At 68.1% G+C, this 19,230-nt stretch carries 28 protein-coding genes; 14 read left to right on the plus strand and 14 right to left on the minus strand.

What is annotated here, in order from left to right:
- Positions 1-23: 23 nt before the first annotated feature.
- From AC1MEQ_RS05235 to AC1MEQ_RS05265, 7 genes are all read left to right on the plus strand, one after another.
- Entirely contained in the window at positions 24-518 is a 495-nt protein-coding gene (locus AC1MEQ_RS05235; RefSeq protein WP_479794583.1) for an Asp23/Gls24 family envelope stress response protein, read from the plus strand.
- 3 nt (positions 519-521) lie between these two features.
- Entirely contained in the window at positions 522-704 is a 183-nt protein-coding gene (locus AC1MEQ_RS05240) for a DUF2273 domain-containing protein (protein WP_479794585.1), read from the plus strand.
- Between the two features lies 1 nt (position 705).
- Positions 706-1,113 (plus strand): Asp23/Gls24 family envelope stress response protein, encoded by a 408-nt coding sequence (locus AC1MEQ_RS05245; RefSeq protein WP_479794587.1) that lies wholly within the window; start codon positions 706-708, stop codon positions 1,111-1,113.
- Complete coding sequence (locus tag AC1MEQ_RS05250; protein ID WP_479794589.1) at positions 1,110-1,664, plus strand: DUF6286 domain-containing protein; 555 nt, start codon at positions 1,110-1,112, stop codon at positions 1,662-1,664. Before AC1MEQ_RS05245 ends, AC1MEQ_RS05250 begins: the two co-directional genes overlap by 4 nt.
- Positions 1,661-2,251, plus strand: a complete 591-nt coding sequence (gene amaP / locus AC1MEQ_RS05255) for an alkaline shock response membrane anchor protein AmaP (protein ID WP_479794590.1) — start codon at positions 1,661-1,663, stop codon at positions 2,249-2,251. The genes AC1MEQ_RS05250 and amaP overlap by 4 nt, the downstream gene beginning before the upstream one ends.
- A gap of 210 nt (positions 2,252-2,461) precedes the next feature.
- Complete coding sequence (locus tag AC1MEQ_RS05260; RefSeq protein WP_479794592.1) at positions 2,462-2,635, plus strand: CsbD family protein; 174 nt, start codon at positions 2,462-2,464, stop codon at positions 2,633-2,635.
- 145 nt (positions 2,636-2,780) lie between these two features.
- Positions 2,781-2,999 carry a hypothetical protein gene (locus AC1MEQ_RS05265; RefSeq protein WP_479794594.1) on the plus strand — a complete coding sequence of 73 codons (219 nt, stop codon included), beginning with the start codon at positions 2,781-2,783 and terminating at the stop codon, positions 2,997-2,999.
- 44 nt (positions 3,000-3,043) lie between these two features.
- On the opposite strand, the gene AC1MEQ_RS05270 is transcribed toward AC1MEQ_RS05265, so the two are convergent.
- The 4 genes from AC1MEQ_RS05270 to AC1MEQ_RS05285 all read right to left on the minus strand — a co-directional run bounded on the left by AC1MEQ_RS05270 (position 3,044) and on the right by AC1MEQ_RS05285 (position 7,060).
- Positions 3,044-3,706 (minus strand): GntR family transcriptional regulator, encoded by a 663-nt coding sequence (locus AC1MEQ_RS05270; protein WP_479794596.1) that lies wholly within the window; start codon positions 3,704-3,706, stop codon positions 3,044-3,046.
- A 106-nt stretch (positions 3,707-3,812) separates the two neighbouring features.
- Positions 3,813-4,805 (minus strand): transketolase family protein, encoded by a 993-nt coding sequence (locus tag AC1MEQ_RS05275; protein WP_479794598.1) that lies wholly within the window; start codon positions 4,803-4,805, stop codon positions 3,813-3,815.
- Positions 4,802-5,695, minus strand: a complete 894-nt coding sequence (locus tag AC1MEQ_RS05280) for a transketolase (protein ID WP_479796068.1) — start codon at positions 5,693-5,695, stop codon at positions 4,802-4,804. Before AC1MEQ_RS05280 ends, AC1MEQ_RS05275 begins: the two co-directional genes overlap by 4 nt.
- 9 nt (positions 5,696-5,704) lie before the next feature.
- Positions 5,705-7,060 carry an MFS transporter gene (locus tag AC1MEQ_RS05285; RefSeq protein WP_479794600.1) on the minus strand — a complete coding sequence of 452 codons (1,356 nt, stop codon included), beginning with the start codon at positions 7,058-7,060 and terminating at the stop codon, positions 5,705-5,707.
- Positions 7,061-7,258: 198 nt separating this feature from the next.
- Here AC1MEQ_RS05285 and AC1MEQ_RS05290 point away from each other — a divergent pair, with 198 nt between their 5' ends.
- Positions 7,259-8,032, plus strand: coding sequence for an SDR family NAD(P)-dependent oxidoreductase (locus AC1MEQ_RS05290; protein ID WP_479794602.1), 774 nt, complete (start codon positions 7,259-7,261; stop codon positions 8,030-8,032).
- Here the strand turns inward: AC1MEQ_RS05290 and AC1MEQ_RS05295 are convergent.
- From AC1MEQ_RS05295 to AC1MEQ_RS05320, 6 genes are all read right to left on the minus strand, one after another.
- Complete coding sequence (locus AC1MEQ_RS05295; RefSeq protein ID WP_479794604.1) at positions 8,029-9,027, minus strand: sensor histidine kinase; 999 nt, start codon at positions 9,025-9,027, stop codon at positions 8,029-8,031. The genes AC1MEQ_RS05290 and AC1MEQ_RS05295 overlap by 4 nt on opposite strands.
- Positions 9,024-9,710 (minus strand): response regulator transcription factor, encoded by a 687-nt coding sequence (locus AC1MEQ_RS05300; RefSeq protein ID WP_479794606.1) that lies wholly within the window; start codon positions 9,708-9,710, stop codon positions 9,024-9,026. The genes AC1MEQ_RS05295 and AC1MEQ_RS05300 overlap by 4 nt, the downstream gene beginning before the upstream one ends.
- A 35-nt stretch (positions 9,711-9,745) precedes the next feature.
- Positions 9,746-10,348, minus strand: coding sequence for a VTT domain-containing protein (locus AC1MEQ_RS05305; protein ID WP_479794608.1), 603 nt, complete (start codon positions 10,346-10,348; stop codon positions 9,746-9,748).
- Positions 10,341-11,084 (minus strand): phosphatase PAP2 family protein, encoded by a 744-nt coding sequence (locus tag AC1MEQ_RS05310; RefSeq protein WP_479794610.1) that lies wholly within the window; start codon positions 11,082-11,084, stop codon positions 10,341-10,343. The genes AC1MEQ_RS05305 and AC1MEQ_RS05310 overlap by 8 nt, the downstream gene beginning before the upstream one ends.
- 61 nt (positions 11,085-11,145) lie before the next feature.
- A complete protein-coding gene (locus tag AC1MEQ_RS05315; protein ID WP_479794612.1) occupies positions 11,146-11,439 on the minus strand; it encodes an MGMT family protein in 294 nt (97 codons plus the stop codon).
- Between the two features lie 28 nt (positions 11,440-11,467).
- Positions 11,468-11,662 (minus strand): hypothetical protein, encoded by a 195-nt coding sequence (locus AC1MEQ_RS05320; protein ID WP_479794614.1) that lies wholly within the window; start codon positions 11,660-11,662, stop codon positions 11,468-11,470.
- A gap of 150 nt (positions 11,663-11,812) precedes the next feature.
- On the opposite strand from AC1MEQ_RS05320, the gene AC1MEQ_RS05325 reads away from it, so the two are divergent.
- Both AC1MEQ_RS05325 and AC1MEQ_RS05330 read left to right on the plus strand, forming a co-directional pair.
- On the plus strand, positions 11,813-12,055 hold the full coding sequence (locus AC1MEQ_RS05325) for a hypothetical protein (RefSeq protein WP_479794616.1): 243 nt from the start codon (positions 11,813-11,815) through the stop codon (positions 12,053-12,055).
- On the plus strand, positions 12,052-12,432 hold the full coding sequence (locus AC1MEQ_RS05330; RefSeq protein WP_479794618.1) for a type II toxin-antitoxin system VapC family toxin: 381 nt from the start codon (positions 12,052-12,054) through the stop codon (positions 12,430-12,432). Before AC1MEQ_RS05325 ends, AC1MEQ_RS05330 begins: the two co-directional genes overlap by 4 nt.
- Before the next feature lie 578 nt (positions 12,433-13,010).
- Here AC1MEQ_RS05330 and AC1MEQ_RS05335 read toward each other — a convergent pair.
- Together AC1MEQ_RS05335 and AC1MEQ_RS05340 are read right to left on the minus strand one after the other, a co-directional pair.
- A complete protein-coding gene (locus AC1MEQ_RS05335) occupies positions 13,011-14,147 on the minus strand; it encodes a PQQ-dependent sugar dehydrogenase (RefSeq protein WP_479794620.1) in 1,137 nt (378 codons plus the stop codon).
- Between the two features lie 174 nt (positions 14,148-14,321).
- Entirely contained in the window at positions 14,322-14,909 is a 588-nt protein-coding gene (locus tag AC1MEQ_RS05340; protein WP_479794622.1) for a helix-turn-helix domain-containing protein, read from the minus strand.
- Between the two features lie 47 nt (positions 14,910-14,956).
- Here AC1MEQ_RS05340 and AC1MEQ_RS05345 point away from each other — a divergent pair, with 47 nt between their 5' ends.
- Both AC1MEQ_RS05345 and AC1MEQ_RS05350 read left to right on the plus strand, forming a co-directional pair.
- Entirely contained in the window at positions 14,957-15,847 is an 891-nt protein-coding gene (locus AC1MEQ_RS05345) for a class I SAM-dependent methyltransferase (RefSeq protein WP_479794624.1), read from the plus strand.
- Between the two features lie 94 nt (positions 15,848-15,941).
- Positions 15,942-16,700, plus strand: a complete 759-nt coding sequence (locus AC1MEQ_RS05350; protein WP_479794626.1) for a class I SAM-dependent methyltransferase — start codon at positions 15,942-15,944, stop codon at positions 16,698-16,700.
- A gap of 21 nt (positions 16,701-16,721) precedes the next feature.
- Here AC1MEQ_RS05350 and AC1MEQ_RS05355 read toward each other — a convergent pair whose 3' ends face one another.
- Positions 16,722-17,159 (minus strand): cytidine deaminase, encoded by a 438-nt coding sequence (locus AC1MEQ_RS05355; protein WP_479794628.1) that lies wholly within the window; start codon positions 17,157-17,159, stop codon positions 16,722-16,724.
- 39 nt (positions 17,160-17,198) lie between these two features.
- Positions 17,199-17,891: a histidine phosphatase family protein gene (locus tag AC1MEQ_RS05360; protein ID WP_479794630.1), complete on the minus strand. Its 693-nt coding sequence runs from the start codon at positions 17,889-17,891 to the stop codon at positions 17,199-17,201.
- Between the two features lie 30 nt (positions 17,892-17,921).
- Here AC1MEQ_RS05360 and AC1MEQ_RS05365 point away from each other — a divergent pair, with 30 nt between their 5' ends.
- Positions 17,922-18,314: a hypothetical protein gene (locus tag AC1MEQ_RS05365; RefSeq protein ID WP_479794632.1), complete on the plus strand. Its 393-nt coding sequence runs from the start codon at positions 17,922-17,924 to the stop codon at positions 18,312-18,314.
- A 491-nt stretch (positions 18,315-18,805) separates the two neighbouring features.
- Complete coding sequence (locus tag AC1MEQ_RS05370) at positions 18,806-19,210, plus strand: hypothetical protein (protein ID WP_479794634.1); 405 nt, start codon at positions 18,806-18,808, stop codon at positions 19,208-19,210.
- The last annotated feature ends 20 nt before the right edge of the window (positions 19,211-19,230 follow it).

The raw sequence follows: 19,230 nt of genomic DNA on the forward strand, positions 1-19,230 counted from the left end.
CGTCAGACGAAACGGAGAACATCATGGCCGAGAACACCAGCACCGGGCTTCCCCAGACCGCCGGGGAGTCCCGCGTCGCGGCGGCAAGCCAGGTGGAGCGCATGCCCGCAGGCCCCCTGCACACCGAGCACGGTTCCACCACTATCGCCGATACGGTGGTCCAGAAGCTCTCGGGTGTCGCCGCCCGCGAGGTCCCCGGCGTCTACGCCATGGGCAATGCGGCTCGTCGCGCTTTCTCCAACCTGACCGAGCGCATCCCCGGGTCCCAGACCAACGTCGCCGGTGGCGTGAGCGTCGAGACCGGTGAACGCCAGGCCGCCATCGACGTGAACATCGTCGTCGAATACGGCGTCTCCATCGCCGAGGTCGCGGAGGAGATCCGCCGCAGCATCATCCAGGCCGTCGAACACGGGACGTCGCTGGAGGTCATCGAGGTCAACGTGAACGTCACCGACGTGCACCTGCCCGAGGACGACGACGATGACGCGGCTTCCGAGCGCTCCGAACGTCTGGCGTAGACCATGAACAGCGCACGTTTTTGCGTACTCGTCGGGCTGGTCCTGGGTACGGTGTGGGCCTTCGGCGGGTTCTGGCGCATGCTGCTGGTGGCCGTCGTGGCCGTCGTCGCGTTCGGTGTGGGCCGTGTCGTGGAAGGACGCGTCGACCTGCAGGACTGGGCGGGCCGCATCCAAGGCCGGCGCTGACATGCGCGCCATCCACCCGGGTGCCCCCGACGGCCCCTCCCGGGGCGTCCTTGACGCCCCCCAAAATCGCGGCCGGCTGACCATCAGCGAACGGGCGGTCAGCCGGCTCGCAGCCAAGTCCGCTGCCTCGCATCCCGCAGTCGGCGCCCGCACCCGCGGCGTCCTGGGGGTCGGGTCCAGCCAGGACTTCAGCGCGCTGCCCCCGGTCACGGCCACCGTGGCCGGGAGCACCGCCTCGGTGTCCGTGAAGATCGGACTCCGGTTTCCCAGCGACATCCGCCATTCCACCGACGAGGTCCGCCAGGGCATCGTCGATGACCTGCAGCGTTACGCCGGCGTGACCGCGGCCCCCGTGGACATCCAGGTGGATTGGCTCGAGGCCGCCCCACCGGAGAGGAGGGTCCGATGACCAGGACATCCCTGCGACCACGCCCCGCACGCGTGGTTCCGGCATCGATCGCCGCAGTGGTCCTCATCCTCGTCGGTGCCGCCGTGGCCGTCCTGGCGATCCTGCGCCTGCAAGACGGGCAATGGCCGGCCGCGGCGACCTTCCTGGCCGACGCCGGGGAACGCGAATGGGGCGCACGCTCTGTAGCCGCTGCCGGCGCCGTCGTGGCAGTGCTCGGCCTGGTCATGGTGCTGTGTGGGATCCTTCCGGGCCGCCCCACCAGCCGCAGCACCCCGGTCCGCACGGCCGATGGAGTCGTCGGCACGGCGGAGGCGGTCGTCACCCGCCGCGGCGCCCAGCATCTGGTGGAGAACCGGGTGCGCGCCCTGGACGGCGTCGGTTCCTGCACCGCCCGGCTGCGGGGCACCTCGATGTCGGTGCGCGTCCGCACGCCGTTGCGCGAGCACGGCGATCTCGCCATCGCCGTGCACACCGTGTCCGACGACATCCTGGCCGCCAACCTGGAGGGTCGGATCCCGAAAACCACAGTCAGAATGGTGAGTTCCTCATGAGGACCTACCCCACCGCGTTGAACCGCACCCTGCTGATCGTGCTCGGCATCGTGCTGCTGGCCGTCGGACTGTGGACCGTCTGGCCCTGGCTGCAGGCCACCGCCGGCACGAGCGCACCAGCGGGGGCCTCCGGTTTGCTGGCCGATCCGGGGGCCCCAGTGGCACCCGGTGCCGCCGGTGTGCTGGAGCAGCCGTGGCTGCCCGCCGCCATGATCGCCGTCGGGGTGATCGTGCTGCTGCTTGGCCTGGCCTGGCTGGGCCGGCAGATCCCCCGTTCCCAACGGGCGGAAACGCTGCGCTTCACGGCCGACCCGGGTGCCGGGACCACCACGTTGGATCCGAAGGTCCTCGAATCGGCGGCAGCACAGGCCGCCGCGGCCCTGCCCGAGGTGGCGGCGGCCAAGGCCGTGCTGCGCGGCAGCGCGGAGGCGCCCGATTTGATGCTGCATGTGCACACCGAACCGTCCACCCACCTGCCCGATCTGACGGCGACGCTGACCGCTGGAGTAGCGGCCGACGTCGTGCAGTGCCTGGGGCGCCAGCTGGACCACCTGGCCATCGAATACTCGGTGGCCCGAACCAGCTGACTCCTCCGACAACGTGCGGGCCAATCCATGAGGGAAGGAAACCACCATGCGAAACCGGATCATCGCCGCAGTGGCCATCGCGGTCACCGGTTGGATCAAGGGACGGCTGGGCCGCCGACGCGGCGCGGCCAAACCACCGCGTGGCTAGCCGGACCGGGCCGTCCACGCACCACCAGACCGCAACACCCAACCAACAATAAGGAGAACACCATGGGACTCGGAGACAAGATCGGCAACAAGGCCCAGGAAGCCACCGGCAAGGCCAAGGAGGCCTCCGGCGACGCCACCAACAACGAGGAACTGCGGGCAGAGGGCAAGGCCGACCAGGCCGGTGCCAAGGCCAAGCAGGCCGGTGAGCACGCCAAGGACGCCTTCGGCAAATAGCCGGCCTCCCGGGCATTTGCAGGTGGGAGTCCCGCCGTCGTGATCACGACGGCGGGCTTTCCCTTGCGCCCCTTCGCCGTGTGGGGAAAATGGAGGGGGACAGCACGTCGCCGATACGTTCTGGGAGGAACACATGGAACGGCCCATGACACCCAATCCGGCTCCCCACCCGTCCAGCGAGGAGAACTCGTTCCAGCCAGCCGATGCCGATGAGGAAGCCATCCTCGATGAGGATCCATCGGAAGACGCAGTGGAAGCACCGGCCCTGCACTCCGACCTGGAGGGCTTGGAGGCCGATGAGGCCGACGTCTTCGAGCAATCGCAGTCGGTACCCGACGATGAGGACGAACGCGAGCCGGATTAGGCCCTGGATGGGACCCCCCGCTTGGCGAGCGGTCCCCGGCGGTATCAGCCCTGGACCAACACGTTGGCTGCGGTATCCATATGGGTGCGGATGACGTTCCCCACCAGTTCAGCATCGGCGGATTCGATGGCGTCGACGATGTCGGCGTGGCGCCCGGCATCCATGTTCTTCATGCCGCGGTCCTTGCCGGCCCACATGATCGACATGCGGATACTGCCCTCCAGCTGTTCCCAGGCCAGCAGCAAGGACTCGTTGCCACTGAGCCGGCACATCGCCCGGTGGAATTCCAAGTCCGCCTCAATTCCCTCTTCGAGCCCGAGCTTGGCTGTCGCTTCCATGACCGAAAGGCAGGAGCGCAGTGACTCCAGTGCCTCGCTGCGATCCTCGACCCGGCACAGGGTCTGCGCAGCCAGCACTTCCAGCGCAGCCCGGACGGCGAAGATGTCACGGATTTCCACGGTGTCGAGACTGCGGACCGCCAGGCGCCCGCGCGCCCCAATGGCCACTAGGCCCTCCTGTTGGAGTTGACGCAGGGCTTCGCGCAACGTGCCGCGGCTGATCTGGAGCATTTCCGAGAGCTCGGTCTCGACCAGGTGCTTGCCGGGCGGGAGTTCACCGGTCGTGATGGCCTTGCGCAGCGCAGACAGCGCCTGTTGCCGCAGACTCGTCTTCTGCAGACCGCCCAGTGACATCATTTCCGTTGTCATTGCCGCCCAGCTCCCTTTGTCATTCGTCGACCGTTAACCTTCACCAATTGGCTCCCAGCATACGCGTGCCCGGGTCCAGCCATGCGGGACCCGGGGACGCCGCAACCTAGAGTTCGGCGAGGACCTTGGCGACCACGGCCCTGATGGACAGCCCATAACGATCGTGGAGCGTGGGCAGGGCTCCGGCATCGAGAAATTCGTCGGGCAGGGCCACCGGGACAATCCGCTTCCCCAGCCCGGCGCGCACGACGGCTGACGCCACGGTCTCGAAGAGCCCACCGATGACCGTATGGTTCTCGAGCGTGAGCACCAGGCGGTCGCCGGCGATCTCGCGCAGCACGGTTTCCTCGTCGAACGGTTTGATGGTCGGGGCGTGGACGACGGCCACGTCAACGTGGTGCTTGGCCAGTTCCTTGGCGGCCTCCAGGGCGCGCATGGTCATCAGGCCGCTGGAAACCAGCACGACGTCTGCTCCCCCGCGCAGTACCTTCGCCTTGCCCAGCTCGAAGGTGTAGTCGTACTCGTCCAGGACCGTGGGGACCTTGCCGCGCAGCAGGCGCAGGTACGTCGGCCCCTCGCTGTCAGCCAATTGCGGTACGACTTGTTCGATGTCCACCGAATCACAGGGGTCCACGATGGTCAGGTTCGGCATGCCCCGGAAGATTGCCATGTCCTCGGTCGCTTGGTGGCTGGGACCGTAACCGGTCGTGAGGCCCGGGAGCCCGCCGACGACGTTGACGTTCAGGTTTGGCTCGGCGCTGTCCAGGCAGAGAAAGTCATAGGCACGGCGGGCCGCGAACACCGAGTAGGTGGAGGCGAACGGGACCAACCCGGTCTGCGCCATGCCGGCGGCGGCCCCGAGCAGGAGCTGCTCGGCCATCCCCATCTGGAAGAAACGATCGGGGTGGGCTTGGGCAAACACATGCATGTCCGTGTACTTGCCCAGATCCGCCGTCAATCCAACGATGGCGGGATTCTGCTCGGCTGCCCGTGCCAGCGCATGGCCGAACGGCGCGAGCGTGGTCTTCTGGCCCTCTTCGGCGATGGAGGCGATCATGGCCGAGGTCTTCAGGCGCTTCGCGGTCGGTGTGGTGGTCATCGGTTCAGTCCTTCGCTTCCGGCGGTGAGTTCTTCTCGGCAGAGCTGCCATTCGTGTTCCTCGATGCGCATGAAGTGAGCCTTCTCCCGGGTTTCCAGCATCGGCACTCCGCGGCCGATGCGCGTGTCGCACAAAATGACGGCGGGACGGTTGAGTCGTCGTTGTGGATCGGCCGCGGCGTCGAAGGCCTCCACCAGCGCGCCGGCGTCGTTGCCGTCGACACGTTGCGTGAACCAACCGGAGGCGGCCCACTTGTCGGCCACCGGTTCGGTGCGCAGGACGGTGTCGGTCTTGCCGTCGGCCTGCAAGGCGTTGATGTCGACCAGGACGGTCAGGTTGTCGAGTCCGTGGTGGTGCGCGCCCATGGCGGCTTCCCACGTCGAGCCCTCGTCGAGCTCGCCGTCGGACATGAAGTTGATGACCTTCGCGGTCGAGCCCTGGTGGCGCAGGCCAAGCGCCGTGCCGACGGCGACGGGCAGCCCGTGCCCGAGGGATCCACCGGAGATTTCCATGCCCGGGGTGTAGGTGGACATACCGGACATCGGCAGCCGGGAATCGTCCGATCCGTAGGTCTCCAGTTCGGCGACGGGAATGGTGCCGGCCTCGGCCAGGGCGGCATAGTGGCCGATCGCGTAGTGGCCCGTGGAGAGCAGGAACCGGTCCCGGGCGGCCCAATCGGGCTCTTCGGCGCGAAAGTTCAACTGGTCTGCGTAGACGACGGCGAACATCTCGGCGGCGCCCAGGGCCTGGCCGACGTAGCCCTGCCCCTGGACCTCTCCCATGTCCAGAACGTGGTGGCGCATCCGGTACGCGAATTCCCGGACATGACGTGTCCGCTCGGCCCGGGAGGGCGCCGGGATCGTGGTCGTTGTTGCGGAAAGCGTGTTCATCATGGTCCTCTACTTCGTCAGGGCTGTGGGGCTGGGGCACGGTGCCGGTGTTGAGGCTTCCGCCTCGGCGGCGAGCCGCCGTTCGGCCGGGCCCCAGGTTTCGCGGGTCACCAGTGCCGCCCAGAGGCCAATGGCCGCATAGAAGCTGAACAGCAGGGCCGGGCCCATCCATCCAAGCCATATGAACAGCAGCGTGGTGATGAAGGGCGTGAAACCGGAGACCATGGCTGAAATCTGGTAGGCCAGCGATGCACCTGACGAACGAGTCCGGGCCTGGAACAGTTCGGGGAACCAGGAACCCTGCGCGCCGGCGAGCGAGTTCTGGCACACCGCGTAGGCCAGGACAATGGTGACGACGATGAAGAAGAACATCCCGGTGTTGACCATCATGAACATCGGGATCCCGAAGACGACGGCGAACGCCGTGGAGAAGATGTAGAGCGACCTCCGACCGACCTTGTCGGTCAAGGCGCCCCAATACATCGTGGCGAAGATGCCGATGGCCGAGGCGATGCAGAGCGCGATGAGGGTCTCCGACTTTTCCGCCAGCCCGTTGGTGTGGAGATAGGAAATCATGTAGGTGATGGATACGGCATACCCGGCCGTCTCCGCGATGCGCAGGCCAATGCCACGCACGATGTTGCGCCAATCCTGACGGATCACCTCGGCAATGGGGTTCTTGGCGATCTCGCCGGAGGACTTCACGTCCTCGAAGACAGGCGACTCCGGGACCTTGGACCGGATGATCAGGCCCACGGCGACCAGCAGGATGCTGGCCAGGAAAGGTAAGCGCCACGCCCAGGACCCGGGCAGGTGGACGCTGTACAGGAAGACGATGTTGGCCAGCAGCAGCCCCACGGGGAAGCCGGCCTGCACGATGCCCGTGAACTTGCCCTTGCGGCGCCAGGGCGCGTGTTCGTAACTCATCAGGATGGCACCGCCCCACTCGGCCCCGAAGGCAAGGCCCTGGACGATGCGCACGAAGACCAGGAGGGCAGGTGCCATGAGACCGACCTGGGCGTAGGTCGGCAGCAGGCCGATGACGAAGGTCGCCAGGCCCATCAGGACCAGCGAGCCGACCAGGACGGGTTTGCGGCCCATCCGGTCGCCCAGGTAGCCACCCAGGATTCCGCCCAGTGGCCGGGCCGCGAATCCGACCCCAAGTGTGGCGAAAGAGGCCAGGGTGCCGGTCACCGGGTCGACCCCGGGGAAGAAGGCATGGCCGAAGTACAGTGCGGCCGCGGTACCGAAACCGATGAAGTCATAGGTTTCGATCACGGCTCCCACACTGGAGCCCACGGCGACGCGTCGGGCATCCTTCGTGCCGTGTACGGGGCCGCGCATCTCGAGGCGTTGAGCGCTCATGGTGTCCTTCCAATCTCCTGCCGGGCGACTTCGACGTCGCGGCAGTGTTGACAGTCAACAGGTTATGCCCATCAGTGTGAGCCGCGCCACCCGTCACTGTCAACAGTCAACCGTGAAGAAATTTAAATTGGTTGACTGTTGACAGTCAACGCTCGTAAGGTGGTCATCATCACAGATCCGTCCTCCGGAGGAACACACATGAACTCGACCCAGCGCACCGCCGTCGTCACCGGCGCCACATCCGACAAGGGCATCGGCAAGGCCGTCGCCAACCGCTATGCCCGCGACGGCTGGGGTGTCGTCGTCCTGGACCTGGACGCCAGCCTGGCCCGGCAGGTCGCCGACGACATTTCCCGCGAACATGGCGTCCCGGCCCTGGGCCACGCGGTGGACGTCGCCGATGACGAGTCCGTCGACGCCGCCCTCGCAGCAGTTCGCGGCGCCGTCTCCGCCGGAGACCTGCCGGTCGTCGGTGCCGTGGCGAACATTGCCGGCATCACCTCACCCGTCCCGTTCCTCGAGACCACGCGCGAGCTCTGGGACCGGATCATGGCCGTCAACGCGACGGGCACCTATCTGGTCACCAAGGCCTTCCTGCCGGACATGATGGACAACGGATGGGGTCGCATTGTGACCATGTCCTCGGTGTCTGCCCAGCGCGGCGGCGGGGTCTTCGGAAAAGTCCCCTACTCCTCGGCCAAGGCCGCCATCCTGGGCTTCACCAAGGCCTTGGCCCGGGAGCTGGAAGACAGCGGCGTGACCATCAACGCGGTCGCTCCCGGCGCCGTCGACACCAACATCCGGGTCGGCTCCACCCCGGAGAGCGAGACGGCCATCACGAGCGGCATCCCGTTGGGGCGTACCGCCTCAACGGAGGAGATCGCCGCCGTCATTTCCTTCCTCTCCAGCGAGGACGCCTCCTACCTCACCGGTGGCACCATCGACATCAACGGTGGCAGCCACCTGCACTAACCCCGGTGGTAAAGCGGCAACTCCACCCGCAGGCTCGTCCCGTCCCCACCCGTGGCCAGCACGCCGATCGTCCCGCCGGCACGCACCACCATCTCGCGGGCAAGGGAGAGGCCGATGCCCGTACTGCGCGGGGTGCCCGTCTGGCCGGCGGCCCCGTGCGCGTGGCGGTCGAAGATCCGGTGCGGTTCGATCCCGGAGATCCCGCTTCCGGTGTCGGTGACCGTCAGGTGGACCGTGCTCCCGTGGCGCGCCGTGGTCACCGTGACCGTGCCGCCGGAGGGAGTGTACTTCGTGGCGTTTTCGATGAGCCCGGTCAGGATGCGCCGAACGGAAACCTCCGCCAGGGGCACGGGCAGCAACCCCTCCGAGCCGACATGGCGCAGCTCGACGCCGCGCGGTCCGGCGAGCACGCCGAGCTCGCGCACGGTCTCCGCCGCGAGTTCGCCCAGGTCCGTCGGCCCGTGGGCTTCTTGCCCGGTTCCGCCGTCGACGGTGGAGAGCAGGTCATCGATCACCCGCGCCAGCTGGGTGGCGTCGCGGCGCAGGGTGTCCAGTTCCGCGGAGAACTCATGCCCGGCGCCTGCCCGGCGCTGGAGCAGTTGCAGCCGGGCGTCGAGCACGGTCAACGGAGTGCGCAGTTCATGGCTGACATCCTGGGCGAAGCGGCGTTGGACCTCCAGCGTGGCGCCCAGGGGCCTGACCGCGCGGCGGGCGCTGATCACCCCGACGACTCCGGAGAGCACGATGCCGGCGGCTCCACCGAGGACCAGCAGCTGGAGCAGGTCGACCACTTCCAGGGAGATGCGCACCTGGGGTTCGCCGTCGCTGCCCGGGGACGTCCCGGCGTGCAACGCGATGTAGACGCCGCCGATGGCCAGTACCACGAGCACGACGGCCGCGGTCACGGCGGCCAGTTGCAGGCCCACCCTCAGGGCGGCGTGGCGCAGGGCACTGGCTTCCCAGGCGCCCTGGCCGCCGGTGGTGGTCCTGCTCATTCGAGGCCTCCGAGGTGGTAGCCGGTGCCGTGCACCGTGCGGATGATCGATCGCGCGGTCTTCTTGCGCAGGTGGTGGACGTAGGTGTCGACGATGCCGGGCCCGTCATCTGCGGTGAACACCAATTCCAGGAGTTCGGCCCGGGTGAAGACCCGCTGCGGCTCGGCGGCCAGGATCGCCAGCAGCCGGGTTTCCGTCGGTGAGAGCTCGACGCGGTTCCCGTAGGGCGAGGTCAGCAACCGGGACCGCTCGGCGAGCTCCCATGAGCCGACCGCCAGTTGGGTTGCCCGCCCACCGGGCGCCTCCGCCTTCCCGGTGCGGGTCAGGGCGCGCAGCCGGGCGGTGAGCTCGTCGATGTCGAAGGGTTTGACCAGATAGTCGTTGGCCCCGGCGTCGAGGCCCTCCACCTTGTCGGCGACGGCCCCGAGGGCGGTGAGGATGAGGATCGGCGTGTCGATGCCCTGGCCGCGCAGGGCGGAAATCAGCCGGATGCCGTCAATGCCCGGCAGGCCGCGGTCGATGACCATCGCGTCCCAGTCACCGGCCAGCCCCCGCTGCAATCCGCTCGGCCCATCCACCGCGAGTTCAGCGGTGAATCCGTCGGCCAGCAGGTCGACGAGCAGAGGCCCCAACGCGGGGTCGTCCTCGACCAGCAACAGGCGCGGGGCGTGGACGGGGCTCATGGAACCCCATTGTTCCAGAGCCGCGCCCCGGCGTATCAGGAACCGACGGCCGACCGCCTACGGTGGCGCAGGAACGTGATGACCGGCGGCAGCACCGAGACGATGACCACCGCCACCATCCACAGATCGACGTGGTTGGCCACCACGGGCAGTCCACCGAGCCAGACGCCCAACAGGACCACCCCGACGGACCAGAGGATGCCGCCGGAAACATTCCAGGCCAGGAACTTGCGGTACCGGTAGTGTGCGGCGCCGGCTGCCAGCGGGGTGAACGTGCGCACGATCGGCACGAACCGTGCCAATACCAGTGCCGCTCCCCCGTGCCGGGCGAAGAACCCCTCGGTCTGTTCGAGGTAGCGGGTCTTGAGGATCCGGGCGTCCGGGGCGAACCAGCGCCGTCCGACCTTGTTGCCGATCAGGTAGCCGACGCTGTCGCCGCCGATCGCCGCCACAGCGGCCACGGCGATGAGGACCGGCAGCGGCAGGCCGAGTTGGTGGTGGACCATGCCGACGGCGAAGAGCAGCGAATCGCCGGGCAGGAACGGGAACAGGCAGCCGGACTCGATGAACACGATGACGAACACGACGGCCGCCACCCAGGGTCCGGCGCCGACCAGCAGCGTTGAGGGATCAAACATGGCGACCTCCCGTCGACGTGCCCCAGGTTGCGCCGAGGTGCGGGAACCGGGCCTCCAGCCACGGGTCGATCCACCCGCGCCACAGCCACGTCCACACTAGGGCCCCGGCGACGGCGACCAGCAGCGAGCCGAGCACGTCGCTGGGGTAGTGCACGCCCAGGTACAGCCGCGAGGCGGCGACCACCAGGGTGAAGACGCCACCGATGGCCCCGACGAGCAGCCGGGTCCTGCGGGTGCGGGCGATGACCAGCACCGCCGCCAGCACGAGCGCGGCCGCCAGTTCGGTGTGGCCGCTGGGGAAGCTGTCGGTCCCCAACTCGGGCACCAGCGCGTGGGTCGCGGTCAACGGCGGACGTGCCCGGTCGACCAGGCCCTTGCCCACTGCCGCCGGCAGCCAGGCCGCGCACACGGTGCTCCCGAACGCCAGGGCCGTCGGCAGGCCACGGCGGGACCACAGCAGCAGACAGGCGGCCGCCAGGATCACCACCCCGCCGAGCGGCTGCAGGACCGTGTTGATCCACAGGGCCATGGCGGAGAAGACGCCGATCCGGTCGTGGCTGAGCGCGATGTCCCACCCGAGTTCGGGGCTGAAGCGGCCCGCGCCCTTGGCCCACAGGCCCAGGAGCAGCGCCAGGGCATAGAGCACGACGGCGGCCACGGGCCACCAGCGTAAGGTCGCGACGGTGACGGGGCCGGGCGGGGAGGCGGTGGACGTGTTGCTGGCATGGTCGGCCATGGTTCTCCGATTCGTCAAGGGTGGTCGGGAACCAGTGTGCGCCGGGCGCTGTCAGAAACCTTTAAGAATCGTCCACGCCGCGGGCGGGCGGCACCGCTGACCGGTCCACGCGGTCGCCCCGGAAGACGACGCCTTCCTCGCGCAGCAGTGCCGGCGCGGTTCCGCCGTGGCAGGTCGCCGGCGTCCCGTCGGCGTAGACCACCCGCCACCAGGGCACGTCGTCGTCCAGGGCGGCGACCAGGCGTCCGGCCTGACGGGGCCCGACACCGACAATCGACGCGATGTCACCGTAGGCCATCACCTGCCCGGCGGGGATGGCAGCCACCACCGCACGGACCTCGTTCAACCTCTCCACGGCGATGCCTCCTGCTCCGGAAGGTGGTTCAGTCCCCGTCCCCATCATCGGGCATCTCCGTGTAGCACAGCCAGCCGGCCTCGGTGCCGTAGACCGCCGCGCCGGTGCCCACGGCGCGCAGCAGGCCGGGTTCGGGCCGCGTACGCGCGGCAGCGAAAGGGCCGGTTCCGGCTGCCACTGTGGTGATCGTGGGCGGGACCTGGATCTTTCGGGTGGCGTCCATGCCGGCCTCCTGGGTATTCGTTACCACCCATCATCCGCCGATCGATATCCGGTGGCCAGAGCAGCTATCCGCCCTCCATGCCGGCTGGTGCAGTCGAGGAGATCTACGAGTGTGGGTGCATGGTGCACCCACACGACGTAGAATGGGATCATGGCAAAAGTCATCCACATCCGAGATGTTCCCGATGCAGTCCACGCCGCATTGACCGACGCCGCCCGGGCGCAAGGAGTCTCGCTCACGCGGTACGTGCAACGCGAGCTGACGCAGCTTGCCGAGCGCGACCACCTGGTGCGGCACAACGTCGAGGTCATCCGCCGCACGCAAGAGCAAGTCGGGGGAACCCTTGACCGGGAAGCCATCCTGAAGGAACTGCACGGCGGCCGCGCAGAATGAGGGTCGTGGACGCCGGGGTGGTGGTGGAACTGCTCTGCGGCAACCTGGACCCCGAGCGGCTCGGCGCTGAAGAACTGGCGGCGCCCCACTTGCTCGACAGCGAGGTCCTGAATCTGTTGCGGAGATTGGTCCGCCGCGGAGCGTTGAGTCAGGAACAGGGGCGAGCTGCCCTGGACGGCTTCGGGCAGCTGGCGTTGACCCGGTATCCCGCCGATTGGTTGAGGGATCGCCTGTGGGAACTCCGCGAGAACCTCACCGCGTACGACGCCACCTACGTCGCGCTCGCGGAGTTGGCGGGTGCCACGGAATTGTTGACCACGGATCACCGGCTCGCCCATGCCGCGGGAGTCTCGTGCCCGGTGATGGTTCTGGCCTAGCTCGCACGGCGTCGGGAATCCATCATCGGTCCGCCAGGCCGACGCTGTAGATCATGACGTCGTCCGGCCCGGGGCTGCCGCGGCCATCGGTGTTGTTCGTCAGGAACCACAGGTCCCCGCCCCTGGGCCACGCAACGGCAACACCGCATATGCGAGGTCGCCCGAGGGTGAGCTGCACGAGGGCGAGAAGGGACGAAGGCTTGCCGGTCTTCTGCACTCACGGGCGTCGAATCGTAATGACCGAACGACTCCACAGACTGGCTATTTCCGATCAGCTAGAAGGACCGGCGGCTCGGCCCTCGTCGTGGACTTGCCTTCGATCGCGGAGGAAGTAACCACTTGCCGATACGACGCGGCGCGGATTTCGGCTCGCTGCTCAATCGTCACCGGCTTGCGTGCGGACTGCCCACCCGCAGAGCGACCGCGAATACTCTGTGCTTTCATGGCCTTCCTCCCATCTGATTGCCACTTCTACGCCGCCAGCAGGGCCATCAACGGAAGTGGTCAGGCGTGCGGATCTCGACCATCCAGCAACGCCCCACCAGGTGTATCCGAGGAATTCGAAGCTACGGGTGATGCTAATTCGCGCCCAGGCCGACGCTGTAGATCATGTCGTCGTCCGGCCCGGGGCTGCCGCGGCCGTCGGTGTTGTTGGTCAGGAACCACAGGTCACCCTCCGGGGCGATCACCGCATCGCGCAGCCGGCCGAACTCCCCCACGTAGTGCTCGGCGGAGGTGGAGGTGTCGGCGAGCGGGACGGTGCGCAGGGACGCCCCGCGCAGGTTGGCCAGGAAGATCGTCCCATCGGCCAGCGCCATGCCGCTGGGACTGGCCTCGCCGGGTTCCCATTGCTGGACCGGGTCGGTGAAGCCTTCGCGGGAGGCGATTCCCTCGACCACCGGCCACCCGTAGTTGGCACCGGCGGTGATGACGTTGAGCTCATCCCAGGTGTTCTGCCCGAATTCGGACGCATACATCGTCCCGTCCTCCGCCCAGGCGAGCCCCTGCGGGTTGCGGTGCCCGTAGCTGTAGACGTACGAGTCGGCCAACGGGTTGTCCTGCGGGACCTTGCCGTCCGGGGTCAGGCGCAGGATCTTGCCAGCCAGGCTGTCGCGGTCCTGCGCGTGCGAGCGCTCGCCGGCATCACCGGCGGTCGCGTAGAGCATGCCGTCGGGACCGAAGGCGAGCCGTCCGCCGTTGTGGTTCGTCCCGGCCGGGATGCCATCCAGCAAGGTGGCGGCCTTCCCGAGGGACAGCGACCCGGGCTTCCCGGCCAGCTCGAAGCGCTGGATGCGGTTGCCGTCCTCCCCCGTCGAGTACGCGTAGAGGCGACGCTTGCCGTCCAACGCCAACCCCAGCAGCCCGCCCTCGCCGCCGTGCTCCACCCCGGGGACGACACCGATTTCCCGGGTTCCGCCGTCGGCCGTGAGTTCGAGGATGCGTCCGCTGTCGCGCTCGCTGACCAGCGCCGTCGTGCCCCGGAAGACGATCGACCAGGGTGCGTCCAGCCCCTCGACCACCACCTTCGGTTCCCCGCGCAGTGGTTCATGCGTGCGGCCCTTCGCCTGCCCCGGGGAGGACGACGGCGGGGCGCTGGCGGGGGCGGGCGCCGGCTTCGTCCCGGTGGAGTCATTTTCCCCGGAAGCGCAGGCGGACAGTACGACGGCAGCGACCAGCCCGACCGCGGCAAGCCCCCTCCGTCGCGTGGGCTGCATCGATGCACTCCTGGCTGGCAGGTTCATGACCACGGCTGGGCGCGGCCCGGTTGGACGGGACCGCCACTGCCAGCCCCAGCGGCGGCAGTCCCTTCGTCCAGTATGGGCCGGGATCGGTGAAAGTACACAGGTAGGTCCGAGTTGGTTCCGTCGCAGGCCATGCGCCCCATGTCGTCAGGCTCGGTGCTCGTGCCCCTCGTGCAGGTGGGCACGCTGGCCATCGCGGTCCAGGATGACCAGCAGTTCCACGGGGCCGTCGCCGGCGCTGATAAGGTGCGGGACCATGGTGGAGAATTCGGCGGCCTCACCCTCGTTGACCACCAGCAACCGCTCGCCCAGGTGCAGGTGCGCCGTGCCGGACAGGACGGTGAACCACTCGCGCCCCGGGTGCACCCCCTGGCTGGCCGGCCCCCCGGGTCGGTCGGCCGTGATGCGCATCTTCGCCACGCTCACCCCGGGGGTGGCGCCGTCGCGGGAGAGCAACCAAGTCGTCAGGCCCGGCGTGTGTTCGGGTTCCGGACGGATCACCACGTCCGAATCGTCGGCCGATTCCACGAGCTGGTCCAGCGTCGTGTCCAGGGCGCGGGCGATCGTCACCAGCTGGTCCACCGCGATCCTGCGTTGCCCGGTTTCGATCCGGCTCAACGTCGAGGGGCTGAGATGGCAGCGGGCGGCCAGTGCATCCAACGACCATCCCCGGGCCTGGCGCAATCCGCGGATCCGCAGGCGGATAATGGTGTCCAACTCGAGTCCTTGCGTCATAGGCAAAATGGTATGCGTTAGTGGCACGTTCGGCCTAACCTTGGATCATGACACCAGACGGAACGGGACACCGAGACCACGGCCACCACCATGGCCACGCAGGACACCAGGGAAACGACCACCCCCACCAGGGCCACGACCAGGACGAGGACCTCGCCGGGCTGTTGGACCTGGACGCGGAGATCCTCAAGGACTACCTGGTGACGCTGACCGGCTGGGTCGCGGAGAACGCCCCCGAGGACACCGGGACCATCATCGATGTCGGCGCCGGCACCGGGACCGGAAGCCTCGCCCTGGCCCGACGATTCCCCACCGCCACGGTCCACGCCGTCGACCAGTCCCCCACCATGCTCGAGCGCATCGCGGCCACGGCGAGCGCCCACGACCTCGACGCCCGCATCCGCCCGGTCCACGCCAACCTGGACGAATCGTGGCCGGATGTGCCCGCCGCCGACCTGGTCTGGGCCGCGTCGTCGCTGCACGAGTTCGCCGATCCGGACCGGACCCTGCGCGAGATCCGCGACGCACTGGCCCCGGGCGCCCTACTGGCCATCGTCGAAATGGACTCGCTCCCCCGCTACCTGCCCGAGGACCTCGGGATCGGACAGCCCGGGCTGGAGGACCGCTGCCACGAGGTCATCGCCGCCCAGGGCTGGAACCACCACCCGGACTGGGCAGGACCGCTGCACGATGCCGGGTACGACGTCGTCTCCCAACGCCAGTTCGACACCGCCCGGGACCCGGCCCCGGAAGGCACCGGTGACTACGCGGCCGCCTACCTGTCACGGATCCGCACGTTCCTCAAGGACCACCTCGACGCCGAGGATCTGGCCACGCTGGACCGCCTCCTGGACCCGCAGGACGAAGCCGGGCTGAGGCACCGCAACGACCTGAAGCTCACTGGCACCCGCACCGCCTGGTTGGCGCGGAGGAACTAAGGCGTCGACGAAAGGCCCTCCTCGATGCGCCAACCGGCGGCCACACCACAGCAGACCGTTTGCGGCGCGGCACCCTCGTTGGCATGCTGGACGGATGTCCCTGACCTGTGAAGAACTCGTCGCCGAGGCGGCGGCTGTCGACGTCTCCGGATGGGATTTTTCCTGGCTGAACGGTCGCGCGACCGAGGAACGTCCACCCTGGGCTTATGCGCGGATGCTCGCCGGGCGCATGGCAGGCGTCGACTCCTCCCTGGACCTGCAGACCGGCGGTGGGGAGGTACTCTCCCTCGCCACCGATATCCCCCGGCGGGCCTTCGCGACGGAGTCGTACGGGCCCAATGTCGAGAAGGCGACGGCGTTGCTGGGTCCGCGGGGCTTCACGGTCGTCGCCGACACCGGAGTACCGCCGCTGCCCTTTCCCGATGGTTCCTTCGACCTGGTCACCAGCCGGCACCCGGCGATCGTCCACTGGCACGAGATCGCCCGTGTCCTGGCCCCCGGTGGCACGTATCTTGCCCAGCATGTCGGCCCGGCGAGCGCCTTCGAGCTCATCGAGTACTTTGTCGGACCGCAGCCCCGGGGGCGGCTGGCACGCGATCCCGACCGCGAGGCATCCGAGGCTGTCGCTGCGGGCCTGGAGATCGCCGACCTCAGGACCGCACGTTTGCGGATGGAGATCCACGACGTCGGGTCAGTCGTCTACCTGCTGCGCAAGGTCATCTGGTGGGTTCCCGGTTTCACCGTGGACCGGTACCAGGATCGGCTCCGGGACCTCCACGATGACATCCAGCGCCACGGGCCGTTCATCGCGCATTCCACCCGGCACCTGACCGAGGCCCGAAAACCCGCCTGATCCCGCGCCCTGGCCGATCCCTCACCCGGTGTGGTCGTCCGTGGTGGGCCAGGCGCCGTGCGCCGTGAATTGTTCCGCCCAGTAGTAGGGAACCAGTTCGCCCAGGGGCAGCATCAACCAGCCATCCGGGTCGTTCGTCTCGCCCACGGCGACCTCCACGTCGGGTCCCCATAGTGCCAGCCGCTCCCGGCACACCCCGCAGGGGGCAAGGATGACAACGTCGTCCCCCTGCCTGGCGACGCATGCCGACGCCGTGACGCGTCGGTCGAGGGCATAAGCCTGGCAGATCGCACCGGTTTCGGCGCAGAGGTTCACCGCCGCGTTGAAGTTGTCCAACCCGACGCTGGTGAGTATTGTCCCGTCGTCCAGGCGGAGTGCGGCCGCGACACCGTCTGCGGCGGGCCAGCGCCGGTCCAGTTGGGCGATGGCGGCGTCGATGAGCAGTTGTCCGTTGTCCATGCCGACAGTCTGCCAGTGAACGTGCGAGCGGTGGCTGGTTCAGAACCCGCGGTCGTCCCGCTTCGTGGGCGCGTCCCCAAGGGCTTCCTCAACGGTTTCGCCCGTCGGCCCTGCATCTTCCTCCGGGGAGACGACGGGCTCGCCGATCCAGGTGTCGGCCACCCAGCCCGATGCCGGGTCGCCGTCGACCACGATGACCCCGGTGTTGGTCAGCGGATTGCGCATCACGAAGTCGACGTCCAGGTTGGAGCAGTGGTAGCCGGCCCAGGTACGCAGCATGGCACCGTGGCTGACGATGGCGGCAGCCTCAACACCCTGGGAGGCGATTTCCTCGACGACCGCGTCGAACCGCCCCAGAACATCGGCACCCGTTTCGCCTCCGGGCATGCTGGCCGCCAGGTCGCCGCCGGCGAACGCGCCGAATGCCGTGAAGTAGGAGCGGACCGCGTCCTCGTCGTTGCGCATTTCCAGCCCGCCGGCCGAGATTTCCCGCAGCCCGCCGCGCACGACGACGTCGAGTCCTCGTCGCGTGGCCAACGGGGCTGCGGTCTGTTGGGCGCGCTGCTGGGTCGAAGCGTAGATCGCCTCCAGGGACAACCCCTCCAACGAGTCGACGAGCAGCCTGGCCTGCTCGAGGCCGAGGTCGTTCAGCGGCGCTCCGGGAACCGTGGTGTCGAGGTAGCCCCCGACATTCGACGCCGTCTGCCCGTGCCGTACCAGATACAAGCGCATCGAACCGCTCCCTGCCTCGAATGGAATACGTTGGTCGTAACGCTACCCACGACCGAGGGAACCGACGAATTGAAAGTCCTGACCTACCTGGCCGCCCTATTGGCCGGCCTCGCCTACACGGTCTACCTGTTGGCCTGGGTTCTCTCCGGACTGCCCGCGCTGTCTCCGGCGGCCATCGTCGTGTCGGCCCAGGCACCGACGGCCTTCGCCTGCGCTGCGTGGCTGATGGGTGCCGGACGGATCCTGTCCGGCGCGAACCGCGGGGGCAGCTCTTCCGGTGTCTGGTGGCGTCGGGCCGGGCTGGCGGTCGCCGTCTATTCGACCTCGTTGCCGGCGGCCGCGAGCCATGATGCCATCACCAGGTCCTCTTCGAGGAGGACGTCGTCCGTGCCGGTCGCCATCAGCGGGGCGGGTGGTACCTGAGATTGGCGAATACGGGTGACGGGTCGGGGTGGGGCCGGCCCGGCTCTGTTCCGGCGTAGGCGTCGAGGAAGTACTCGTTAGCGATCAATCGACCCGCCGGGGTCTGGGCGGAGAGGCCGTAGGTTCCGCACAGAAGTACGCACCCGCTGAAGGCGGCTAGCATCGGGCAGGAGTCTGGGGCATACCAGGGGCGCTCTCAGATATCCGCGGGGAAGAAATGTTGTGGCGCATTCACATCGTCGTCGCGCAGTAGAGCCGCAGGAATTCCGCGTTACCCGAGTATGGCCACGGCTTTTCCATAGGACTGGCGCAAGATCGGCGATCGCCCTCCGTCAGCCCGATAGCCTTCAATTGTCGGAGCGAATCACGCGGTCAAGAAGCAGGAACCGCCCAGGGATTCGCACTTCTCGACGCATTCCCTGGCCAGTACCTTCTGGCCCATCTCGCCCGCCGGTTTCAACACCTTGGGCCACACCGAAAGTGAATCCATCATGCGCAAGTCCCACAAGGCCCTTACCGCCGTTGCCGTCGCCGGAATCGTGTTCGCTGGCGGTTCCGCCTTCACCGGAACCGGCCTGACGAGCACGGCCGGCGATACACAGTTCATCGGCGGACAGGTTTCGCAGTCCGTCACCGGCGCCACGCTGGCCGGTGTGGACTACGACTTCACGGACACCACCCAGAAGACCGTCAGCACGATCAACCTGAGCTTCGCGAACACCGAGGACGGCAAGCCGGTGGATGTCAACGCACAGGGTGGCACGGGCGGCACATTCAGCTGCAGCGCTGTCCTCGCCAACGCCTCCACCTGCACATTCACCCCGGCCGCCGGTGAAGCCGGCTACGCCGGCCTGACGGGCTTGGACATCACCGTTGGCACGCTCGACGCCGCGTAGTCCCACCTCCCGCCACTAGT

Source organism: Arthrobacter sp. ASL1, assembly GCF_056680475.1.